The following is a 21,754-nucleotide window of genomic DNA, read 5'->3' as shown; positions in this document are numbered from 1 at the left end:
TCACACCGACTCCGGCGTTCCCATCGACTCCATGAGTTCGACGACCCGGCCGATGTGCGGTTCGCGGATCATCGAGTTGTGGTCGCAGGGGATCCGCCGCAGCGTCACCTCGCCGGGCAGTAGTTGCGCCCAGATGCGTTCGTCGTCGACGTTGAAGCTGCTGAGCACCAACAATGTCGGGCCGGAGTAGGGCCGGGGCCGGTGCAGATGGGCCACGCGCACGCCGACCTCGCGCAGGGCCTCTTCCTTCTGGCGTGGGCCGCCGTCGAGGAGTCCGGCCAGCGGCAGGCCGAGGCGACGCTTCCACAGCGCACCGCGGGCCGCGGGCGTCTGATCGAGCAGGGTCGAGCGTGCCTCGGGCAGCGTCACCCGCGCGGCCCGCACCGTTTTCGGCGGCAGGATCGGATCCAGCATGGTGACCAGCTCGACGTCGTGTCCCCGCGCCCGTAGGTGATTGGCGACCTCGATCGCGATGAACGCGCCCAGCGAATGGCCCGCGAGCCAGTAAGGTCCGGTGGGTTGCACGGCCAGCAGATCCTTGAGATGGCGTGCCGCCGCGCGGTCGACCGACCAGTCCGGTATGGCGCGGTTGGCCAATCCTTGCGGCTGGAAGGCGACCACCGCGGTGGTGTCCGCGGCGCGCTCGGCCAACGGCGCGAACGACAACGCGGAAGCGCCCGCTCCGGCGAAGCAGAACAGGATGTTTCGGGACCGGGCGGTCGGTGCGCGCAACACGACCGTGGTGGGGGCAAGCCGCGTCTGCCGCGCCGGGGTCAGTCCGTCCCGGCGCGCCTCGACCACCTCGGCGAGCAGGGCCACGGTGGGGGCCGCGGCGAGGTCCGAGGGCGTCAGGTCGACGCAGTACCGGCGCCCGAGCGTCGTGACCAGTTGCAGTGCGGACAGCGAATCCCCGCCCAGCGCATACAGGTTCTCGTTGCGTCCGACCTCGTCCAGGCGTAGCACCCGGGCCCACTCCGCGGCGATCTCGGATTCCACTCCCGGTGCCGGCGCCTCGATCGGGCCGCGGGTCGGTGCCGGCAGCGCCCGCCGGTCGACCTTGCCGCGCTCGTTGCGGGGCAACGACTCCAGCAACACGACGTGGGTGGGCACCATCCAGTCCGGCAGGCGGGTGTGCAGATGGGCGCGGATGTCGGCGACCGCGGGGGTTCGTACGCCGGGTTCGGGTGCGACGTAACCGATCAGCACGGGGGTATCGCGTGCCATGTCGGCCACCACGACAGCCTCCCGGATGCCGGGACAATCGATCAGGGCGGCCTCGACCTCGGCGGGTTCGACCAGGTAACCGCGAATCTTGACAGCGGCATCGCCGCGGCCCAGCACCACCAGGACGCCGTCCTCGGTGAGGCGGGCGCGGTCGCTGGTGATGAACGTCGCGGTGCCGTCCGGGTTCTCGACGAACTCGGTCTGGGCGCCGGAGGGGTCGAGATACCCGGCGGCGAGGTACCGCGAGGTCACCGTGAGGCGGCCCCGCTCGTCGATGGCGAGGTGCTTGTGGGGGACCGGTATGCCGGCCGGGATCCCGCCGGCCGGCACGTCGTCGGTGGGCCAGACATCAAAGTGCGCGATGCCGAGCGTTTCCGACGAGCCGGCCCAGTTGGTCAGGACCGCATTGGGAGCGAGCGCGCGGGCTTGTCGGAATACGTTGCTGTACACCGGTTCCCCGGTGGTCACGATGCGCTGCACCCCGTCGAGGGTGCGGCCGTCGGCGTAGCCGCTCACCGATTGCAGGAAAGACGGGGTGCACATCACGATGTCGGCGCCGTCGAGCCGGTCGAGGACGACGTCCGGCGGTTGCCGGCGGGGGTCGACGGCGATCACCTCCGCGCCGGACAACAGCGAGCCGACCAGCACATTCAGGCCGGCGGCGAAGCTCACCGGCATGCACAGCGCGATCTTCCGGCCGGCGAGGATGCCGAAGCGATCGCGATGCAGAATCCAGTCGCTGAGCCAGGTGCCGTGGGTGTGCAGGACCGCCTTGGGTTCGCCGGAGGAGCCCGAGGTGAACTGGATGCTGGTCACCGACCGGATGGTCGGCGCGGGTGGCCGCGTCGGGACGTCCTCAGCGGTCGGTGCTTCGGCGGTGTCGGTCGCGATCTGGTCGTAGCGATATCCGTGCTTGGTCAGGGTGTCGAGGATCGCGCGCGTGCGATCGGGTGGCAGGGCGGGATCCAGCGGCACCAGGGGGACGCCGGCCGCGAAGCTGCCGAGGATCACCGCCGCCGTCTGCGGGGTGAGGTCGCCGACGAGGGGCAAAACCCTACGGGTGGCGTCGCTTTCGGTCAGTGCCGCCGTCCACCGCGTCGCGGCGGTGTGCAGCGCACCGTAGGTGAGGTCCCCCGCTGTCGTGCGCAGCGCCACGCGCTCGGGGTGGGCGCGCGCCACCTCGCCGAAGCGCTCGGTGACCGAGGCGTACTCGATGTCGGCGACCGGCGGCGGTTCCGGTCGATCGGCGCCCGGGGCCGCCGTCGTCGCGGGGCTCTGTTCGTGCGGTGTGCCGGCGATCTTGCGTAGCTGGGCGACGACCGGGCCGACCAGGATGATGGTGCAGAGCAGCTCGGCGGCCAGGTAGCTGTAGCCGACTGCGTTGAGACCCCAGCGCGGCGTGGTGAAGATGACCCCGAGGACCACGGTGGTTCCGAGCAGGATCTGCGCGGTGACGGCCAGGCGCAGCCGCCGGCGCAGCCGCGCCAGCGCGGTGTAGACCGTCATCAGCGCCACCGACGGCAGGGTGAGCGCCATCATCCGGATCAGCGTGGTCCCGTGCTCGGCGTAACCCGGGCCGAGGATGCCGAGGATCAGCGGTCCGGTGGCGATCAGCACCACTGAGCCGGCCACCGCCGCACCGCCGCACATCAGCACGAAACGTGCAGTGCAAGAACGAAGGTCGGCTCCGGGCGTGGAGGCGGTGGCGATGAAGGGGGCGGCGGTGGCCCCGATGAGCACCCCGAGTGTGTGGATGACCAACCAGCACATCGAGAAATACGCGTTCATCTCGGTGCCCAGCTGCGCCACCACGATCAGCGGCACCAACAGCGGCACGCTGACGGTCACGGCGCTGATGACATAGGAGCTGGCGAAGAACTGGAACACCTCGCGGGTCGGTGGCAGGGTCGAGGGTCCGCTGCGCCGGCCGGCTTCGCGGCGGATCACCACCACCGAGATGATCGCGGTGATCGCGGCGGCCGGGACCACCCAGGAACCCACGATGGCCGCCCCGGTCGCCAGCGGGATCAGCGCCGCCACCGCGATCAACTTGGTGACCGACTGACTGATGTTCTTGGTGGCGATCGTGCGAGCTCGGCCCAGTCCGATCAGTACCTGGTCCTGCAACGCATAGATGGCGAGCACCGCGACGAAGGCCGGAAACAGCGCCGCCTCATACCAAGTCGGGAAGAGCTGGACGCGGGGACCGAGGATCAGAAACGCCGCGCCGAATACCAGCCCCACCGTCGCGGCGAACAGGGTGCCCTGCCGTACCAGTCGCTGGGTCAGACCGCCCGCGAGGGGGAGGAAGCGCTCGTACAGACTGCCGAGGCTGAAGTTTGCCAGAATTGCGATGAAGGTCGCCGAAGAGATGATCGCGGAGGCGCGGCCGACCTCGGCGGTGTCGTAGCCGCGGGCCGCCACCGTCCAGAAGGCGAAGCCGAGCACCCCGGTCGCGGCGCTCGACGTCATCACTGCGGCGATGTCGATACCCAGCGCGCGGCCCTGCAGTTTCGGGTGCTCGACGGGCTGCCGCGCCGACCCGCGCTCGGCGGCCCGCGGTCCGGTGCGCGGTCGGTCGTCCGTGTCGACGGCGACGGCCAATCCGGTTGGCGCAACGGCTATTTGTCGGCCACTTCGCGCGTCGGACTGGCCTGAGGAGGGCATCGTTCGGTTCCTAGGTGTGCAGAGTCAGGGTGCACGGCGGCCGGGTGGCGGCGAGGCCGGATCAGTCGTCGGCGGTCGTGCGCCGAGGCTACTAGAAATGCTCAGGGTTTGGTTAGGCTACCCATCGCTGTGAGCCGCGTCATAGCCTGTGACGTGGCCCCCCGAAACGGTGAGGGTTTCGTTACAGTGGCGCGGAACTTAGGCAACCCAAACTTTCGCCGACATTTGCTAGATCCGACAGTCCGCGGTGGCGGGCCCGACGACGATCCAGTCCGCGGCGGTGTGCGCGGGGAGAACCTGGCCGTGACAAGGAGTTTCACGACGTGACTGAGATTGTCCCCGGCGTGGGAGTGCACGCAGAGCCCCGAAACGGCGACAACCTGCGGCGTTTCGAGGGCGCGTCGTGGGCTCAACCCACGGCGATGCTGGACGCCGACTCGGGCCGCGACCTGCCCCGCGACGACGGACGTGGCGAGGCGGAGAGGCCCACCGTGACCGTCGTCCTGCCGGTCCGCAACGAGGCCCGCAACCTGCCCCACGTCGCCGAACGGCTGCCCCCGATCGACGAACTCGTCGTCGTCGACGGTGGATCCGAGGACGGCACCATCGATGTCGCACGCACGCTGTGGCCGACGGCCACCGTGATCTCGCAGACCCGCAGCGGCAAGGGGAACGCTCTGGCCTGTGGCTTCGAGGCGGCGACCGGCGACATCATCGTGATGATCGACGGGGACGGCTCGACGGACCCCGCGGAGATACCGAAGTTCGTCGAGGCGCTGCTCGGCGGCGCGGACCTGGCCAAGGGCAGCCGCTTCTCCCAGGGCGGGGGCAGCGCTGACATCACCCATCTTCGACGGTTCGGCAACAAGGGCCTGAACTGGCTCGTCAACCAGATCTTCGACACCGGGTTCAGCGATCTGTGCTACGGCTACAACGCTTTCTGGCGGCGCAACCTGGCCTGGTTGGACCTTCCTTCGACCCAGGCCACCGAGCCGCAGTGGGGCGACGGTTTCGAGATCGAGACCGTGATCAACGTGCGTGCCGCCCGCAACGGATGGTCCATCCGTGAGGTGGGCAGCTTCGAGGAGAAGCGCCTCTACGGCCGCAGCAACCTCAATGCCGTCACCGATGGCTTTCGGGTGCTGCGCACGATCGGACGGGAACGACGGGAACACCGGGCGTCACCTTCGGGGATCCCCGCGAGTTCGTGGCGATGACCGCAGAGGCGGACGACGTGGTCACCACCCGGCCGGCGGTGGTGTCGCTGAGCGTGGTGATCTGCTGTTACACCGAACAACGTCGACACACGCTGGCGCGGGCGGTGACCGCGACATTGGCGCAGCTGAGCGGCGCCGACGAGTTGATCATTGTCGTGGACGGCAACCCCGCCATGTATCGCCGCTTGGCGGCCGCCCACGACGACCGTCGGGTCACGGTGGTAGAGAACGGTTTCGGGCGGGGCCTCTCCGGCGCCCGCAACACGGGACTGGAGGCCGCGCGCGCGGAGGTCGTGGTTTTCCTGGACGACGACGCGGTGCCGGGGCCGAGCGCCCTCGACGGCGTCCGGCGGTGCTTCGCGGATCCGGGCGTCACCGCGCTGGGCGGAGCGGTGCATCCGGAATGGGTCGACGGTCACGGGCCGCGCTGGTTCCCACCGGAATTCGGTTGGGTGGTGGGCTGCGACTACCGCGGACTGCCCTCGGACGGGGCCGCCATCCGCAACCCGATCGGCGCCGCGATGGCCGTGCGGCGACGGGCACTGCACGAGATCGGTGGCTTCTCCGAACAACTCGGACGCATCGACACGGTGCCGGCCGGTTGTGAGGAGACGATGATGGGCATCGCCCTGACTCGGCGCGATCCCGAGGCGAGGGTCGTCCGGGCGACGTCCTTCGACGTGGCGCACGTGGTGCCGCAGGAGCGGACGACGGTGTCGTACTTCGTGCACCGCTGTTACCACGAGGGGCGCAGCAAGGCGGTGTTGACCCGATTGTGCGGGCGGCAGTCCTCGTTGGCGAGCGAGCGCTGCTATGTGACTCGAACACTGCCGCTGGGACTGTGGGACGCCCGTCGGCGGCCGACCCGGATGCTGGCGCTGACGGCGGGACTCGTCGTGACTGGTGTCGGGTACGTCGCGGGCCTGGCGGCGACGTCGCGGCTGGAAAGGGACCTGTGATGTCGAGGATCGTGGGGTGGCTGGGCGACCCCCGGGTGTCGGGATGGGTGGCGCTGCTGCCACTGCTCTACTTTCCGGCCGAATGGGTGGTCTCGGCAACCTGGCGCGGCCACTACGGCTACCGGGAAGACCTTCCCGGGCACCTCGGCGTCGCTTTCTGTGGCCCCGAAGGCAATTGGCCCTGCAGCGCGTTGTACCCGGTGATGAACATCGCCACCGTGGTGACGGGTTCGGCCATCGTGCTCGTCGCCGCGAGTTTCGTCGTCCAGCGGGTGACGCAGCGCAGCCATGCCCTGCTGTTGGGGATCGCCGGGGCCGCGTTGGCCGGCAGCGGGGTGATCACCCAGAACGTGGACTACTCCTGGAATCAGACCTTGATGGGGATCTTCTTGACCTTGGGTTCGGTGGCCGCGCTGTTCATCGCCATGGAATCGGCGTCGCCGCTGTCGACCGACCGACGGGTGGTCGCCGTGGTGGCGGGCGTCGTCGGCCTGCTGGGGTACTTCGCCACTTTCGGGCACGTCGATGTGGTCGGGATGGGCGGCGCGCAGCGCATGACCATCTACGGCATCCTGATCGCGGTCATCGCGCTCGGCAGCGTCGGGATGCGGCGCCGTCCGAACCTCGAAGATCGGCAGCTGGTCGGGGAGTCCCGATGAGCCGACGCCGATTCGGTAGGTCGATGATGACGACGGTCGCGCTGGTCGCCGCGCTGGCGCTGTGCGGTTGCACCCTGCCCGGCCCCCTCGGCCACGCCGACCCGGGACCGAAGGTGCTCTTCTTCGACGACTTCGACGGACCGGCCGGTGCGCCGCCGGCCGCGCATTGGCGCTACGACGTCGGCGGCGGCGGCTGGGGCAACGACGAGCTTCAGGTGTATACCGACAGCCCCGCGAACGCGAGCCTCGACGGTGACGGGAACCTGGCGATCATCGCGAGAGGTGAGGCCGACCAGCGCATCACGTCGGCGCGCCTGACCACGCGCGGCACCATGGACTTCACCTACGGCAGGGCCGAGGCCCGCATCGCGGTACCGGCCGGGGCCGGCCTGCATCCCGCGTTCTGGCTGCTCGGCAGCAACGTCGACACCGTCGGGTGGCCGCAGTCCGGCGAGATCGACGTGATCGAGACGCTCAACGACGCCCGCAACTATCACCTCGGCGTCCACGCCCCCAAGCCCGGATCCGAACGGGGACAGGAAGTCTCGACCTCGGCGGTGGCGCCGCACCCGTTGGCCGGCGAGTTCCGGACCTATTGGGTGGAGCGCAGCCCGGGACGCATCGTGATGGGCATCGACCATCTGCCGTTGTTCACGGTCACGCCGGCCGAACTCGCCAGCCCCGCCGACTGGGTGTTCGACGCACCCTTCTTCCTGCTGTTGAACCTCGCGGTCGGCGGCTCGTGGCCGGGCCCGCCGGATGCCAGCACGCCGAATCCCTCGATCATGTTGGTGGATTGGGTGAAGGTGACCGAACTGTGACCGCCGCAGTCACGCTGGATCCGGTGATGCCTCCGCACGGGCACCCGACGTGGCCGGAGGCCCGGTGGATCGGGATGCTCGACATCGACGCGTTCGCACCGGATTCGGGCGGATGGGTCGAGTTGGTCCCGCGCCACGCCGAGGGGTATCGGCATGCGCGCGTACTGCTGCGTCACCGGTTCCGGCCGATCACGTTCGTCGATGCGCCGATCGTCGACGGGCGGGTGCGTGTCCGGCTGCCGGCCACGAGAGCGCACGCCGAGCCGGAAGCCGCCGAGTTGCCGCCGATCTCGGTGGTGGTGTGCACCCGGGACCGCGCCGATGCGCTGGCCGACGCGTTGGTGTCGATCCTGCTTCTGGACTATCCGGATTTCGAGGTCGTGGTGGTGGACAACGCGGCCCGCACCGATGCCACCGCGCGGGTGGTCGAGCGACTCGGCGATCCGCGGGTGCGCTGTGTCCCCGAACCGGTCCCCGGTTTGTCGACGGCGCGCAACGCCGGCGTGCAGGCCGCACGCCACGAACTGATCGCCTTCACTGACGACGACGTCGTCGTCGATCGGTACTGGTTGCGCGCGATAGCTCGCGGATTCGGCCGCGACAGCGCGGTCTCGTGCGTGGCAGGGCTGGTCCCCAGCGGTGAACTGCGCACCGCCGCGCAGGCCTATTTCGAGAAGCGGGTCTCCTGGGCCGGCAGCCTGGCGCCCCGCGTGGTCAGCATGGCGATGCCGCCGCCCGACGTCCCGCTGTTTCCGCTGCAGGTCGGAAGGCTGGGCACCGGAGCGAATTTCGCGGTGAAGAAGGCGCGGGTGCTCGACCTGGGCGGGTTCGACGAAGCCCTCGGCGCCGGGACCGCCGCCCAAGGTGGCGAGGACCTCGACATGTTCTTCCGGGTGGTGACGTCCGGCGACGCCATGGCGACCGAACCGGGGGCCATCGTCTGGCACCGGCACCGTAGCGACAACGACGCGCTGCTGAGCCAGGCGCGCGGCTACGGGCTGGGCCTGGGGGCCTGGCTGACCAAGGTCGGACTCGACCGCACGCACCGTCGGCTGGTGGCCCGGACCGTCTCTCGCCACCTGTGGCTGTCGCTGCGCACCGGAGCCGATTACGGCGCCATCGTGGCGCAACCGAGCGCCGATCTGCGCTGCGAGGTGCCGACGTCGGTGGGACGTACGGAAGTTCTTGCGGTCCTCGGCGGCCCGCGCGCGTTGTGGCGCGGCCGGCGGCGTCGCGCGCGGCCGGTGGCTCCGGTTCCGGTGTCATGACCGCGACCATCGATCCCCCACGGACACGGCCCCGCCGCGCGGTTTCGCCGGGCGCAGTGCGGCAGGGCCGGGTCCTGGTGCCCAACATCCGTCAGGTTGATCTCGCGGTGGTGGGGGCCGCGGCCGGCGCGCTGGCGTTGACGGGTCTGCCGCCGGTGCTGCGTGCCGTCTGTCTGCTGGTGTTCATCGCGGTGGGTCCCGGAGCGGCGGTCCTGACGTGGGTGCGCATCCCGCCGCGGGCCCGGTTGGCGACGGTGCCGGTGCTGGGTATGACGATCACCACGCTGGTCTCGATCGTGGCGATGTGGTCCTACCGGTGGAGCCCACACGACATGCTGTGGGTCCAGGTGGTGGCCGTCGGGCTCAGCAGCGCCTACTGGTATTACCGCCACGGCGCCGACATCTCGACCGCGCCGCGCCCGCTGCGCTGGCAGACGGTGGTGTCCGCCGGCCCGGACTCCCTTGTGGCCCGGTATCTCTCGATGTCTCTCAGCGGGTTGGCGGTGGCGCTGTGGCTGATCGCGGTACCGGGCCTGCCCGGAACAGACGCCAGCTACTACGGCCTGCTGTTCTCCGGCACCGGCCCGATGTTGGCGGTCGGTATTGCGTTGTGCGCCTGGGCATTGCTGGTCGCGGTGCGCTACCGCCAGGTGCTCTCGGGCGCGGTGGCGATCGTCGCGGCGATCGTCGTGTCCCGCGTGACCACGTTCGCGGCCACGGAGGTCCCGCTCTACGACTGGACCTACAAGCACCTGGCCGTCGTCGACTACATCATGGACTACGGTCTGATCCCACCTGACGGCACCGACATCTACGCCCAGTGGGCGTCCTTCTTCGTGACGTCCGCATGGTTCAGCGCGGTCACCGGTGTCGCGCCGATCGACATGGCACATCTTTTCGCGCCGGTCATACATGTGGTCCTGGCGGTGATCGGGTACAGTGCGGCGCGGGTACTCGGGTTCTCCCGCCGCACCGCCGTGACCGCCGCGTTCCTGCTCGAGGTCACCAACTGGGTTGGCCAGGACTACTTCTCGCCGCAGGCCTGGTCGTTGGCGTTGGCATTCGGGATGATCGTGCTCTTGCTGGCGTCGCCGCGCAGCACCGCCAGCGGCGTGCTTGCGGTCCTGGTGTACGCGGCCACTGTTCCCACCCATCAGCTCACCCCGTTCTGGGCTGTGGGCGTGGCGGCCGTGCTGTGCGTGACCAAGCGGGCCCGGCCCTGGTGGATCGCCCCGGCAATGGGCGTGATCGTGTTGGCCTACCTGCTGATGAACCTCGAAGCCGTACTGCCCTACGGGTTGCTCTCCGGCGGCAGCCCGGTCAGCAACGCGACCAGCAACGTGGTGACCTCGGGGCTACCGGCCAAGGATTTCACCTCGGCGGTGGTGCGTGGCCTGTCGGCCGTCGTGATCCTCACGGCGCTGGCGTGCGCGGCGTGGCGGTGGCGCCGGCGGCGCCCGGTGTTCACGCTCGCGGTACTCGCGTTTTCGTCCTTCGGTCTGCTGTTCGGGCAGAGCTACGGTGGCGAGGCGATCTTCCGGGTGTATCTCTACGCGCTGCTGGGGACGTCGCTTCTGATCGCGCCGGCGGTGGTCGGGGCCCTCGACGGGGTCTGGAAGACGAAAACCGCAGCGGGCGCACGCACTTTCGCGGCCAGGGGAGCCGCCGTGCTGGGGCTGACCGCCGCGTCGGTGGCCGGGCTGCACGGTTACGTGGCGCTATGGCCGCTGGTTTACCAGACTCCCGCGCAGATCGAGCTGATGAACGAGTTGACGACCGGCACCGAGTTGCGCACGCGGTATGTCATGTTGCGCCTGGGCGGCATGCCGACCCGGGTCAACTCCGACTACGTCGACGTGACGCGCTTCAATTCCTATTACGACCACCCGATCTCCTATGACATGTGGGATGGGCGGGATCCGCGCCTGCCGGAACTCAAGGCGAACTTTCCCTCCGAGCACGACCTGCACATGCTGATCAACGAGATACCCAATGGCGTGTACGAGACCTACGTCATCTTCAGCAAGCAGTCCAATCGCGCCCTGCGCTATTACGGCGACTACCGCCCCGACGCCGTGGAGATCGTCCAGGACGCGCTGCACCGATCACCGAAGTTCACCCTGGTGGTGTCGGACGGAGAGACGGTCATCTTCCGTGCCGTCAACGAGTACTACGACCCGAGGATACGGCCGGCCCGCATCGAGTAACGCAGAAAGGTGACTCCGACCAATTCCGAAGCGGCCATAAAGGCGAATACCGCACGAAATAACAGCAAAGACAAACTGCGGGCGTCCGTCTGGCGTGGCGATCGCTGCTGTCTTCGGTACGAGAAGGTTCGTTAGTTTTGGTGGCGCAGGGGCGTGGAGATGAAAACAGATGAAGCACAGTTGAATTCAAGTTACTACGTACCTCCCGCGCTGCGATATGGATGTGGTAAATGGGGCCGACTGGAAATCCGATATGAATTCAAATAGACCGTTGAATAGCAAATAGGAACCAGTTGTTCATCAACAAAGTCTCAGCTAATCTTCAGGCGGCCGGATGGCCATTCATTTCACACCCCTGACCCAGGAGAACCATGGCGTTCGAACCTTCTGCTCAGCCGGGGCCAGCGGCCCCGGCGGAGTCTCCACGTTCCACACCGTTGCGTAAGCGGGCGCTGGTCGTCGGCGTCGCACTCGTCGGTGCGTCGGCGATCACGGCCAGCCCGGCGACGGCGGCGGTGCCCGCCCTGGCGACGGCGCAGGCCCGCGATGTCCAGCTGGCCGCCGCCGCCAACCCGCTGCAGACCTGGCAGAACACCCTCAACACCGCCTTCGGTCACGTTCAGTACGGCCTGAACGAGATGAGTACCCTGTACCCGCAGCTGGCGCAGGAGCTGGCCGGCGCGGTCCCGGTGGTGCTGGAGGAGTTCGCCGGTGTGCTGACCAACACCGCGGGTTGGCAGCAGGTGCTCAACAACCTGCCCAGCTACGCCGAGCGGATCCAGGCCGCGATCGAGGCGAGCCAGGAACAGGACCCGAACGTCCCTGATGATCTTCCCGACTTCAACGGGATGCTCGAGAACGTCGCCGGCTACCTCCAGAACCAGCAGTTCAACAACGCCTTCGCCGAATTCAACCAGTACTTCCTGTGGAGCCTCGGCAGCGGAGCCTGGCCGCTGCTGAAGGAACTCACGATCGGCAGTGAGATCCTCGAAACCATCGGGGCCCACCGGCTGGCCAACGTCTGGGACGCCATGCTGGTCGGCCCGGACGGACAAGGCGGTGCGGTCACCGACTTCACCCTGTTCACCCTGGGGCCCATCGTCACCGCGGCCTTCCAGTTCACCGAGGGCCTCGACGACATCGCCGCGGCCGTGAAGGCGAACGACTGGGAGAATGCGATCGGCGAGCTGTTGGACATCGCGCCCAAGACGCTCAACGCCTACCTCAACGGCTACAACCCGCGGGTGAGCGACCAGCCGTGGGACTGGGCCGGTGTGCTCACCAACCGCGGCACGCTGGAGTACTTCGCGTTCACCCTGCCGCGGGAGATCACCTGGGCGCTGATCAATCCGCGCTTCCCGGCCGTGCCGGAGACCATGGCACTCACCGTGGCACCGGAATCTGCGCTGCCGGAGGCGATCTCGACGAGCCTGACCCGGGCGAGCAAGCTGCTGAGCCTGGATCTCGACGCGTTGTCGCCGGAGGCGGAAGCCGACAAGGCCACCGAGGACGCTGTCGAGAAGGTGATCGAGGCCGACGAGACCGAGGTGGTGGAGACCACTCCGGCGACCGACGGCGAAACGGTTCCGGCCGAGACCACGCCGGTGGACAAGGTCGAGGCGGGGGAGGAGGCCGTCCAGACCACACCCACGACCGACACCGAGACGACCCCGGCCGAGCCCGCCCCGGCCGAGACGGACACCGCTGTCGAGGACCTGCCTGCGTCGGCGGATCAGGCGGATCCGGCGGCCGAATCGGCCAAGAGCGCCGTCGAGAAGAGCCGATCCAGCAAGTTCCGGTCGATCCGGAACAAGCTCGCCGACCGCTTCGGCAAGGGTGAGTCGAGCAGGTCGGACAGTCGCACGTCGGGTAACACCAAGTCGGGCGGCGACTCCGCGGAGAGCAAGTCCGAGAACGGTGACTCCGGTGCCGCCAAGTCGGACGGCAGCACGTCCGACAGCAAGTCGGCGGGCAGCAAGTCCGGCAGCGACAAGTCCGAGAGCGGCAAGTCGGACAGTGGCAAGTCGGACAGCGGCAAGTCGGACAGCGGTAGCGATTCGAAGAGCAAGAGCAAGTCCGGGAGCAACGAATAGCACTCGGACCCAGACGCGGCTGGCCCCCTTTGCCCGGCAAAGGGGGCCGGTCGTCGTTCCCGGGCCGCGCCGTCGCCGAACCGCTGAAACGCGTCCGAGTCGCGGCGCTCGACGTGGAGCACGCCCGGCGCTGGACCACGGTGCTGGTGGGCCCGCTGGAGTTGCCGTCGCGGGCCGAACTCCTCGACCGCTACACCGCGCTCGCCGAGCACGGGAATCCGGCCCGCTTGAGTCTGCAGCCGGCGCTGGAGAGCCGCCGCTGGCGGCAGATCCCCGTGCAGGCGGCCCGGGTCATCCACGCGGCGGATGCCCCGCCGCCGGGATCCCCGCTCACCGCGCTACTGCCGCAGGTGCGCGCCCTGCGCGACCGCGACATCGACGGTGGCCTCCGCATCCTCTGCGCCGGTGACCAATTGGCGATCGACTTCTGTCATGGGCTGGGGGAGGTGGCCTTCGTCCATCTGATCCTCGATGTGTTGCTCGGCGCCGTCGACCCCGCCGACCCGGACCTGCTCGCCGCGTACCGCAGCCGCCGTTCCCCTGTGCTGCGCGCCGCGCTGCGCACCTTCGGCACGAGTCCCCATCGAGTCGCCTCGGTGGTCAAGGAGTATCGGGACCGCGCGACCTTGCAGGCGACCGCACACCGGGTGGATCAGGCGGACGCGGCGCCGGTCCGGCCGTTCCGTCCCGCCCCCACCACCCGGGTGGTGGGGCTGCCCGCCGCGGCGGTCGCCGAGATCCGACGCCAGCGCGACGTCCACCTTCCCGGTGTGAGCCTGGTGGCCCTGTGCACGTACGCGCTGTGGGAGGCGTTCGCCGATACCGGTCCGGGGGTCGACGACACGGTCAAGATCCCCTTCGACGTCCGCCGCTATCTGGGGGCGGCGCCGAGCACGCTGGGCCCGTTCACCGCGGGCCTGGACTACACCCTCGGCGCGGGCGGCCTGGCCCGGTTGCAGGCGGAGATGGATCGCTCCGCGCGCAGCGGGCGGCCGGTGGCCAACCTGCTGATGGGCACCCTCAAGGCCCGCCTGCACCGCCAGGACGCCGAGGACCTGCACCCGGCTCGGCCACGCATGCGGTTGCTGCACTCCAACGTCGGCTGGCCCCCGAACTCGGGCCGGTGGCCGCTCACCGATCCGGCTTCGGCGTACATGCTGGTCGCCAGCGATCCCGCCGGGCCCGAGGGCATCACCGTCACCTCGGCGGCGATGTCGGGCAACCTCTGGCTCACCGCTGAGTTCCACGGCAACGTCTTCGATCCCGAGCGCATCGACGCCGCGCTGAACACCGTCGGCGACCGGATGTACACCATGGCGTCGGGCCGGTTCGATCGCCGCACTCAACTCCTGGGCTGCCCGGGTGCACAGTAGGGTGAGCCCATGTCGAAGTCGCCCGATACCCCGATGATCGCGCCGTCGATCCTGGCTGCCGATTTCGCCCGATTGGCCGAGGAGACCGCCGCGGTCGCCGGGGCCGATTGGCTGCACGTCGACGTCATGGACAACCACTTCGTCCCGAACCTGACGATCGGTATGCCCGTGGTGGAAAGCCTGCTGAAGGTGACCGACATCCCGATGGATTGTCACCTGATGATCGCCGAACCTGAACGCTGGGCGCCCCCGTACGCCGAGGCCGGCGCCCACAACGTCACCTTCCACGCCGAGGCCACCAGCCATCCGGTCGGGGTGGCCCGCGACATCCGCGCCGCCGGGGCCAAGGCCGGGCTGGCGATCAAGCCGGGCACCCCGTTGGAGCCCTACCTGGAGATCCTGCGGGAGTTCGACACCCTGCTGATCATGTCGGTCGAACCGGGCTTCGGCGGACAGAAGTTCATTCCCGAGGTGCTGCCGAAGGTGGAGATCGCGCGTCGGCTCATCGACGCGGGGGAGTTGAAGATCCTCGTCGAGATCGACGGCGGGATCAACGCCGACACCATCGAGCAGGCCGCCGCCGCCGGCGTCGACTGCTTCGTCGCGGGCTCGGCGGTCTACGGCGCCGACGATCCCGCCGCGGCGGTGCGGTCGCTGCGCGACCAGGCCGCCTCGGCCTCGCCGCATCTGCGGCTGTGAGTCTCGACCCCGCGATGGGTTTCGACGGCGCCATGCGGGCGGCCATCGCCGAGGCGGAGCGGATCAAGGGCACCACCTATCCGAATCCGCCGGTCGGCGCCGTCGTACTGGATGCGGCCGGCGACATCGTCGGCCGGGGCGCCACCGAACCCGTGGGCGGCGCGCATGCCGAGGTCGTCGCATTGCGGGCGGCCGGCGAGCGGGCCCGCGGCGGTACCGCCGTGGTGACGTTGGAGCCGTGCAACCATCACGGCCGCACCCCGCCCTGCGTGGATGCGCTTCTGGCTGCGGGCATCTCGACCGTCGTATACGCGGTGGCCGACCCGAACCCCGTCGCCGCCGACGGCGCGGGCCGGCTCGCCGCGGCCGGTGTCGGCACGGTGCCGGGGGTGCTCGCCGACGAGGTCGCCGCCGGCTCGCTACGGGAGTGGTTACACAAACTGCGGACCGGGCGACCCCACGTCACCTGGAAGGTCGCCGGCAGCATCGACGGGCGCAGCGCGGCGGCCGACGGCACCAGCCAGTGGATCACCAGCCCGCAGGCGCGCGCCGACGTCCATCTGCGCCGCGCGGCGGCCGACGCGGTGATCGTGGGAACCGGCACGGTGTTCGCCGACGATCCCGCCCTGACCGCCCGCACCTCCGACGGGGCGCTGTATGACCGACAACCGCTGCGGGTCGTGGTCGGTCTGCGCGAGATCGGCGCGAATTACAAAGTGCGCAACGCGGATTCGCCCACCGAACTGCTCCGCACCCGCGATCCCGCCGAGGTGCTGCGCGCACTGGGCGATCGAACGGATCTGTTCTTGGAGTCCGGTCCGGCGCTGGCCTCGGCGTTTCTCCGGGCCGGCTACGTCGACCGGATCCTGGCCTACGTGGCGCCGATCCTGATCGGCGGCCCCAACACCATCGTCGATGCCGTCGGCGTGGACACCCTCGCGCAGGCCCCCCGCTGGCGGTACGACGGCGTGGACCGGGTGGGCCCCGACGTGCTGTTGAGCCTGGTGCCGGCCTGAACCGCCGCTAGGCCGAATTCGCCAGCACCTCAACGGTCTTGGCGCAGAACGCGGGCAGGTCGTCGGGCTTGCGGCTGGACACCAGGGTGTTGGGTCCGCCCGTGCACACCGCGACCTCCTGGTCCACCCAGGTGCCGCCGGCGTTGACGATGTCGGTGCGCACGCTCGGCCACGATGTGAGCGTGCGGCCCCGCACCACGTCCGCCTCGACCAGCGTCCAGGGGGCGTGGCAGATGACCGCGACGGGTTTTCCGGCCTCGAAGAAGCCCTTGGCGAACCGCACGGCGCCGGCGTCGGTGCGCAGGTTGTCGGGGTTGGCCACCCCGCCGGGCAAGACCAGACCCACGAAGTCGGCGGGCTGCGCGTCCGCGGCGGCCACCTCGGCCTCGAAGACGTCCGCCTCGGTGAGGTGGTTGAACGCCTGGACCTTGCCGGTCTCGGTCGACACCAACACCGGCGTGCCGCCGGCCTGCTGCACAGCCTCCCAGGGCTGGGTGAGCTCCACCTGCTCCACGCCTTCCGGGGCAACGAGGAAGGCGACCTTCTTGCCAGTCAGATCGTTTGTCATACCCGCCGGGTACCCGATCGTGCCCGCCGATCACACCGGCGTCGCAACTCCTAGCGCGGGTCGCGTCGCCGGTGTGCGCCGCCGGCGCCGGGCAGCCGCGTGGTCGCGGCGTCGGCACCCCGGGCGGCGCTGAGCACCTCGGTGGCGGGTTCGGTCTCGGCTCGCGGGTCCGGCGCGGCGTCGACGGGTGCATCGTCGGCCTGGGTGTGCTTGCCGGCGATGAGCAGACCGATCACCGCGCCGACGACGCAGACGATCGCGGTGACCCCGAACATCTCGCCGTACTGCATGGAGAACGCCAGTTGGTAGCGGGACGCCTCGGCGGCGAGCCGTTCCGCCAGAGTCTCGCCGGCCGCCCGGGGCAGCTCCGCCAGGATCTGATTGAACCGGTACAGCCCCCACGCCGACAGCGCCGCGACACCGATCAGCATGCCGGTCATGCGGGCCACGACCACCAGCGAGGACGCGATGCCGTGCTGCGCCGACGGGACCACCCGCAGCGCCGCCGAGGTCAACGGGCCGATCACCAGGCCGAGGCCGAATCCGGCGATCACCAGGTCGGTGCTGAACGCGGGGAGCTCGAACAACCCCAGGTCGTGGCTCACCGACAGCACGTCGACGCGCCAATGCGACACCAACCAGTAGGCGAAGCCGGCGATCAGCATCCCGACGAAGACCACGATGCGGTCGCCCACGCGGGTGGCGATCAAGCCGCCGATGACCGCGCCCACCGGCAGGGCGGCCAGGAACCAGCTGAGCTTCAGTGCGGCCTGCACCTGATCCAGGCCCAGCACCCCCTGGCCGAACAGCTCTACGTTGACCAGCGTCACCATCAGCGCGGCGCCGGCGCACAGCGACGTGGCCAGGGCGGCGAGGAACGGCAGGAACTTCACGCCGGCGGGGTCGATGAGCTTGGTGCGCGAGACGCGTTCCCAGATGAAGAACGCCAGGGTGACGACGAGCGCGATGCCGACCAGCAGCAGCCCGTTGCTGGGCAGCACCTCCTTGCCGTCGGGCTCGGGGTTGTACAGGCCGATGACCAACAGACCCAGGGCCACGGCCAGCAGCAGGCCGCCGACGACGTCGACCCGCTCGCGCGGCCCCGCGCCGCGCTCATGGCCCGGCACGCTGAAATGGATCATCAACATGGCCAGCAGGGCCAGCGGGATGTTGATCCAGAACACGTCGCGCCAGGTGTTCAGCATGGACACCACCGCGATACCCCACAGCGGGCCGAGCACACAGCCGAGTTCCTGGGCCGCGCCGATGCCGCCGAGCACGGCGGCGCGGTTACGCGCGGCCCACAGGTCGGCGGCCAGTGCCAGCGTGACCGGGAGCAGCGCGCCGGCCGCGATACCCAGGATCACCCGGCCGACCACCAGGGTGCTGAGGTCCTGGGCCATGGCCGTGACCACCGAGCCGATCGCGAAGCCCGCGAGACCGAGTTGCAGCACCAGCTTGCGGCCCACCCGGTCGGAGGCCCGGCCCAGCAGCGGCATGGCCGCGATGTAACCGAGCAGATAGCCGGTGATGATCGGCGCGACCTGCTGGATCTTGTTGATCGGGATACCGACATCTCGCATGATGTCGGTCATGATCGTGACCACGACGTAGGTGTCGATGGCCCCGAGCAGGACGGCGAGCCCGCCCGCGCTGATGGCGGTCCAGCGCCTCGTTTCCGGGCGCATTACACCTGCGGCTTGGTGACGGTGACGGGCTCGTTCCACTTCGACAGCGTCAGCTCGATGGAGCTGTCACCGGTCGGCTCGATCTGGGCGCGCACCAGGTTGTGCTCACCGCCGTTCTCGATCCACGCGGTGCCCGGCACCGGCGAGGTGGCCTGCAGCGAGGGGATCAGTTGGTTGACGGCATCGGCGCTGACCTGGCCGGTGACCTTGACGGTCTCGGTGCCGTCGATCTGCTCGGTGCTCTCCGACTTGGCGTCGGAGAAATTCGCCAGGATGTTGGCCACACCGGTCTCGGGGTTCAGGATCGTCGACGGGTCGTAGATGTCGGCGGCCGGGCCCATGTCCAGCCAGCTGTCCGGGGTCAGCGCCGCGAACAAGGTGTTGTCGATGACCACGAGATCGACATCCATGTCGGAGCCGGCCATCGTGATGGTGGCGTTGCCCTGCACGGCCGTGGCGGGCACGTTGGTGAGGTCGCCGGACAGGCGCTTGACCGGCAGGCCCTGGATGGTGCCGTCCACGACGATCTCGAGGTGGGCGCTCTGCAGGCCCTTGGTGGTCTGGCTGGACTGCTGCAGCAGGCCCGGAGCGTCGGGCAGCGACTCCGAGGGAGCCTCCGACCCCGACGAGCAGCCCACCACCAAGGCGGTGGCGGCGCCGGCGGCGGCAAGGGACAGGACAATCCGGGACACGAGTCGGCGCGGTTGCATGACTGCATCGTAGAGGGTGCCACCCCGCAGCCGGGTTTCCCACGGCAGACCTGGGTAGCCTTATCGCCCGTGTTCACCGGAATCGTCGAAGAACTCGGCGAAGTCATCGCCAAAGAAGACCTGGCCGACGCCGCGCGTTTCGTCATCCGCGGCCCCATCGTCACCGCCGACGCGGGACACGGCGATTCCATCGCCGTCAACGGGGTCTGTCTGACGGTCGTCGAGGTGTTGCCCGACGGGCAGTTCAGCGCCGACGTCATCGCCGAGACCCTCGACCGGTCCAGCCTGCAGGCGTTGTCGGTGGGATCGCGGGTCAATCTCGAGCGCGCCGCCGCCGTCAACAGCCGGCTCGGCGGTCACATCGTGCAGGGCCATGTCGACGGCACCGGCCGGGTGGTGTCGCGGACCCCATCCCAGCACTGGGAAGTGGTGCGGGTTACCCTGCCCGCGCCGCTGTCGCGTTACGTCGTGGAGAAGGGCTCGATCACCGTCGACGGCATCTCCTTGACCGTCTCTGGCCTGGGTGAACGCGACGAAACCACCGACTCCGACTGGTTCGAGGTCTCGCTGATCCCGACCACGCTCGCCATGACGACGCTGGGTACCGCACCGGTCGGCACCCCGGTCAACCTGGAGGTCGACGTCATCGCGAAATACGTTGAGCGTCTGCTCAGCGCCAAGGGGAAGTAACCGCTGCGTCGTGGTGGTTCATACTGGTGGAATCAATTGTGTTTGAGCCCGTTGCGGGGCTCCGGAGCAGAAACCGGCAAGGTGGCGCAGATGACCAGGCTCGATACCGTCGAACGGGCGGTCGCCGATATCGCGGCGGGGAAGGCCGTGGTCGTCATCGACGACGAGGACCGGGAGAACGAGGGTGACCTGATCTTCGCGGCCGAGAAGGCCACGCCGGAGCTGGTCGCGTTCATGGTCCGGTACACCTCCGGGTACCTGTGCGTGCCGCTGGACGGTGAGATCTGCGACAAGCTGGGGCTGCTGCCGATGTATGCGGTCAACCAGGACAAGCACGGCACCGCCTACACCGTCACCGTGGACGCAAAAGTAGGTGTGGGGACCGGAATTTCGGCCTCGGACCGGGCCACCACCATGCGCCTGTTGGCCGACCCGAACGCCGTCGCCGACGACTTCACCAAGCCCGGACACGTGGTCCCGCTGCGGGCCAAGGACGGCGGGGTGCTGCGGCGCCCCGGCCACACCGAGGCCGCCGTCGACCTGGCCCGGCTGGCCGGGCTGCGGCCGGCCGGCGCGATCTGCGAGATCGTCAGCCAGAAGGACGAGGGCGCGATGGCCCGCACCGAGGAGCTGCGGGTCTTCGCCGACGAACACGAGTTGGCGCTCATCTCCATCGCCGACCTCATCGAGTGGCGTCGCAAGCACGAGAAGCACATCGAGCGCATCGCCGAGGCCCGGATCCCGACCCGGCACGGCGAATTCCGGGCCGTCGGGTACAAGAGCGAGTACGAGGAAGTCGAGCACGTCGCGCTGGTCCGCGGCGAGATCGCCGGTCCGCACAGCGACGGCGAGGACGTGCTGGTGCGGGTGCACTCCGAATGCCTCACCGGGGACGTGTTCGGTTCCCGGCGCTGCGACTGCGGTCCCCAGCTGGATGCGGCCATGGCGATGGTGGCCCGCGAGGGCCGCGGCGTCGTGCTGTACATGCGCGGACACGAGGGGCGCGGGATCGGGCTGATGCACAAGCTGCAGGCCTATCAGCTGCAGGACGCCGGTGACGACACCGTGGACGCCAACCTGAAGCTCGGGCTGCCGGCCGATGCCCGCGACTACGGCATCGGGGCGCAGATCCTGGTCGATCTCGGCATCCGGTCCATGCGGCTGCTGACCAACAACCCGGCGAAGCGGGTCGGCCTGGACGGCTACGGGCTGCACATCACCGAGCGGGTGCCGTTGCCGGTGCGCGCCAACGCCGACAACATCCGCTACCTGATGACCAAGCGCGACCGGATGGGTCATGACCTGACCGGGCTGGACGACTACCACGAGGCGACCACCATGGACGGCTACGACGAGGCGGTCTACCTGCTGGGCGAGCGGCACACCCCGACCGACCGGACCGGGAACACCCCGTGAGCGGCGGCGCCGGCATCCCGGACATGCCCGAACTCGACGCCGCCGAGGTGTCGCTGGCGATCGTCGCCAGCACGTGGCACAGCGGCATCTGCGACGCGCTGCTCGACGGCGCCCTGCGGGTCGCCAAGGCCGCCGGCGTCGCCGAGCCCACCGTGGTGCGGGTGCTCGGGGCCATCGAAATCCCGGTGGTGGCCCAGGAGTTGGCCCGCCGGCACGACGCCGTCGTGGCCCTCGGTGTGGTGATCCGCGGCCAGACACCGCATTTCGACTACGTCTGCGACGCGGTCACCCAGGGCCTGACCCGGGTGTCGTTGGACGAGGCCACCCCGGTGGCCAACGGCGTGCTGACCACCGACACCGAGGAACAGGCGCTCGATCGCGCCGGACTGCCCGGATCGGCGGAGGACAAGGGCGAACAGGCGGCGGCGGCCGCCCTGAGTACCGCGCTGACCCTGCGGGATCTGCGCGGGGCCAGGTGA

General features: G+C 69.4%; 17 protein-coding genes. 13 read left to right on the top strand and 4 right to left on the bottom strand.

The genetic code is table 11. The features are described 5' to 3' along the window. On the bottom strand, positions 1 to 3,891 hold the full coding sequence (locus tag R2K23_RS12855) for an alpha/beta fold hydrolase (protein WP_316509984.1): 3,891 nt from the start codon (positions 3,889 to 3,891) through the stop codon (positions 1 to 3). 422 nt (positions 3,892 to 4,313) lie between these two features. On the opposite strand from R2K23_RS12855, the gene R2K23_RS12850 reads away from it, so the two are divergent. The 10 genes from R2K23_RS12850 to ribD all read left to right on the top strand — a co-directional run bounded on the left by R2K23_RS12850 (position 4,314) and on the right by ribD (position 16,203). Then, positions 4,314 to 5,108 carry a glycosyltransferase family 2 protein gene (locus R2K23_RS12850; RefSeq protein WP_316517253.1) on the top strand — a complete coding sequence of 265 codons (795 nt, stop codon included), beginning with the start codon at positions 4,314 to 4,316 and terminating at the stop codon, positions 5,106 to 5,108. Beyond that, a complete protein-coding gene (locus tag R2K23_RS12845; protein WP_316509983.1) occupies positions 5,105 to 6,067 on the top strand; it encodes a glycosyltransferase family 2 protein in 963 nt (320 codons plus the stop codon). Before R2K23_RS12850 ends, R2K23_RS12845 begins: the two co-directional genes overlap by 4 nt. Next, positions 6,067 to 6,726, top strand: a complete 660-nt coding sequence (locus tag R2K23_RS12840; protein WP_316509982.1) for a hypothetical protein — start codon at positions 6,067 to 6,069, stop codon at positions 6,724 to 6,726. The genes R2K23_RS12845 and R2K23_RS12840 overlap by 1 nt, the downstream gene beginning before the upstream one ends. Continuing rightward, positions 6,723 to 7,547 carry a glycoside hydrolase family 16 protein gene (locus R2K23_RS12835; RefSeq protein ID WP_316509981.1) on the top strand — a complete coding sequence of 275 codons (825 nt, stop codon included), beginning with the start codon at positions 6,723 to 6,725 and terminating at the stop codon, positions 7,545 to 7,547. Before R2K23_RS12840 ends, R2K23_RS12835 begins: the two co-directional genes overlap by 4 nt. Beyond that, entirely contained in the window at positions 7,544 to 8,815 is a 1,272-nt protein-coding gene (locus R2K23_RS12830) for a glycosyltransferase family 2 protein (protein WP_316509980.1), read from the top strand. Before R2K23_RS12835 ends, R2K23_RS12830 begins: the two co-directional genes overlap by 4 nt. Then, positions 8,812 to 11,022 carry a hypothetical protein gene (locus R2K23_RS12825; protein WP_316509979.1) on the top strand — a complete coding sequence of 737 codons (2,211 nt, stop codon included), beginning with the start codon at positions 8,812 to 8,814 and terminating at the stop codon, positions 11,020 to 11,022. Before R2K23_RS12830 ends, R2K23_RS12825 begins: the two co-directional genes overlap by 4 nt. Before the next feature lie 437 nt (positions 11,023 to 11,459). Continuing rightward, positions 11,460 to 13,115, top strand: coding sequence for a hypothetical protein (locus tag R2K23_RS12820; RefSeq protein ID WP_316509978.1), 1,656 nt, complete (start codon positions 11,460 to 11,462; stop codon positions 13,113 to 13,115). A 29-nt stretch (positions 13,116 to 13,144) separates the two neighbouring features. Continuing rightward, positions 13,145 to 14,488 (top strand): hypothetical protein, encoded by a 1,344-nt coding sequence (locus R2K23_RS12815; RefSeq protein WP_316509977.1) that lies wholly within the window; start codon positions 13,145 to 13,147, stop codon positions 14,486 to 14,488. A 9-nt stretch (positions 14,489 to 14,497) separates the two neighbouring features. Continuing rightward, entirely contained in the window at positions 14,498 to 15,187 is a 690-nt protein-coding gene (gene rpe, locus R2K23_RS12810) for a ribulose-phosphate 3-epimerase (protein ID WP_316509976.1), read from the top strand. Between the two features lie 14 nt (positions 15,188 to 15,201). Continuing rightward, on the top strand, positions 15,202 to 16,203 hold the full coding sequence (gene ribD, locus R2K23_RS12805; protein WP_316517252.1) for a bifunctional diaminohydroxyphosphoribosylaminopyrimidine deaminase/5-amino-6-(5-phosphoribosylamino)uracil reductase RibD: 1,002 nt from the start codon (positions 15,202 to 15,204) through the stop codon (positions 16,201 to 16,203). Positions 16,204 to 16,210: 7 nt separating this feature from the next. Here ribD and R2K23_RS12800 read toward each other — a convergent pair whose 3' ends face one another. The 3 genes from R2K23_RS12800 to R2K23_RS12790 are packed head-to-tail and all read right to left on the bottom strand — an operon-like array spanning position 16,211 to position 19,169. Then, the gene (locus tag R2K23_RS12800; protein WP_316509975.1) at positions 16,211 to 16,771 is read right to left on the bottom strand and encodes a type 1 glutamine amidotransferase domain-containing protein; all 561 of its coding nucleotides are present in this window, start codon (positions 16,769 to 16,771) and stop codon (positions 16,211 to 16,213) included. A 50-nt stretch (positions 16,772 to 16,821) separates the two neighbouring features. Continuing rightward, on the bottom strand, positions 16,822 to 18,459 hold the full coding sequence (locus tag R2K23_RS12795) for an MFS transporter (protein WP_316509974.1): 1,638 nt from the start codon (positions 18,457 to 18,459) through the stop codon (positions 16,822 to 16,824). Continuing rightward, positions 18,459 to 19,169, bottom strand: coding sequence for an LppX_LprAFG lipoprotein (locus R2K23_RS12790; RefSeq protein ID WP_316509973.1), 711 nt, complete (start codon positions 19,167 to 19,169; stop codon positions 18,459 to 18,461). The genes R2K23_RS12795 and R2K23_RS12790 overlap by 1 nt, the downstream gene beginning before the upstream one ends. A 69-nt stretch (positions 19,170 to 19,238) precedes the next feature. Between R2K23_RS12790 and R2K23_RS12785 the strand changes: the two genes are divergently transcribed. From R2K23_RS12785 to ribH, 3 genes are all read left to right on the top strand, one after another. Beyond that, a complete protein-coding gene (locus R2K23_RS12785; protein ID WP_316509972.1) occupies positions 19,239 to 19,859 on the top strand; it encodes a riboflavin synthase in 621 nt (206 codons plus the stop codon). Positions 19,860 to 19,949: 90 nt separating this feature from the next. Continuing rightward, positions 19,950 to 21,275 carry a bifunctional 3,4-dihydroxy-2-butanone-4-phosphate synthase/GTP cyclohydrolase II gene (locus R2K23_RS12780; protein WP_316509971.1) on the top strand — a complete coding sequence of 442 codons (1,326 nt, stop codon included), beginning with the start codon at positions 19,950 to 19,952 and terminating at the stop codon, positions 21,273 to 21,275. Further along, positions 21,272 to 21,754: a 6,7-dimethyl-8-ribityllumazine synthase gene (gene ribH / locus R2K23_RS12775; protein ID WP_316509970.1), complete on the top strand. Its 483-nt coding sequence runs from the start codon at positions 21,272 to 21,274 to the stop codon at positions 21,752 to 21,754. The genes R2K23_RS12780 and ribH overlap by 4 nt, the downstream gene beginning before the upstream one ends.

Origin of the sequence: Mycolicibacterium sp. MU0050 (assembly GCF_963378085.1) — a bacterium.
In the GTDB taxonomy this organism is placed as follows: Bacteria; Actinomycetota; Actinomycetes; order Mycobacteriales; family Mycobacteriaceae; genus Mycobacterium; species Mycobacterium wendilense.
This window is presented reverse-complemented; position numbering and strand designations above follow the sequence as displayed.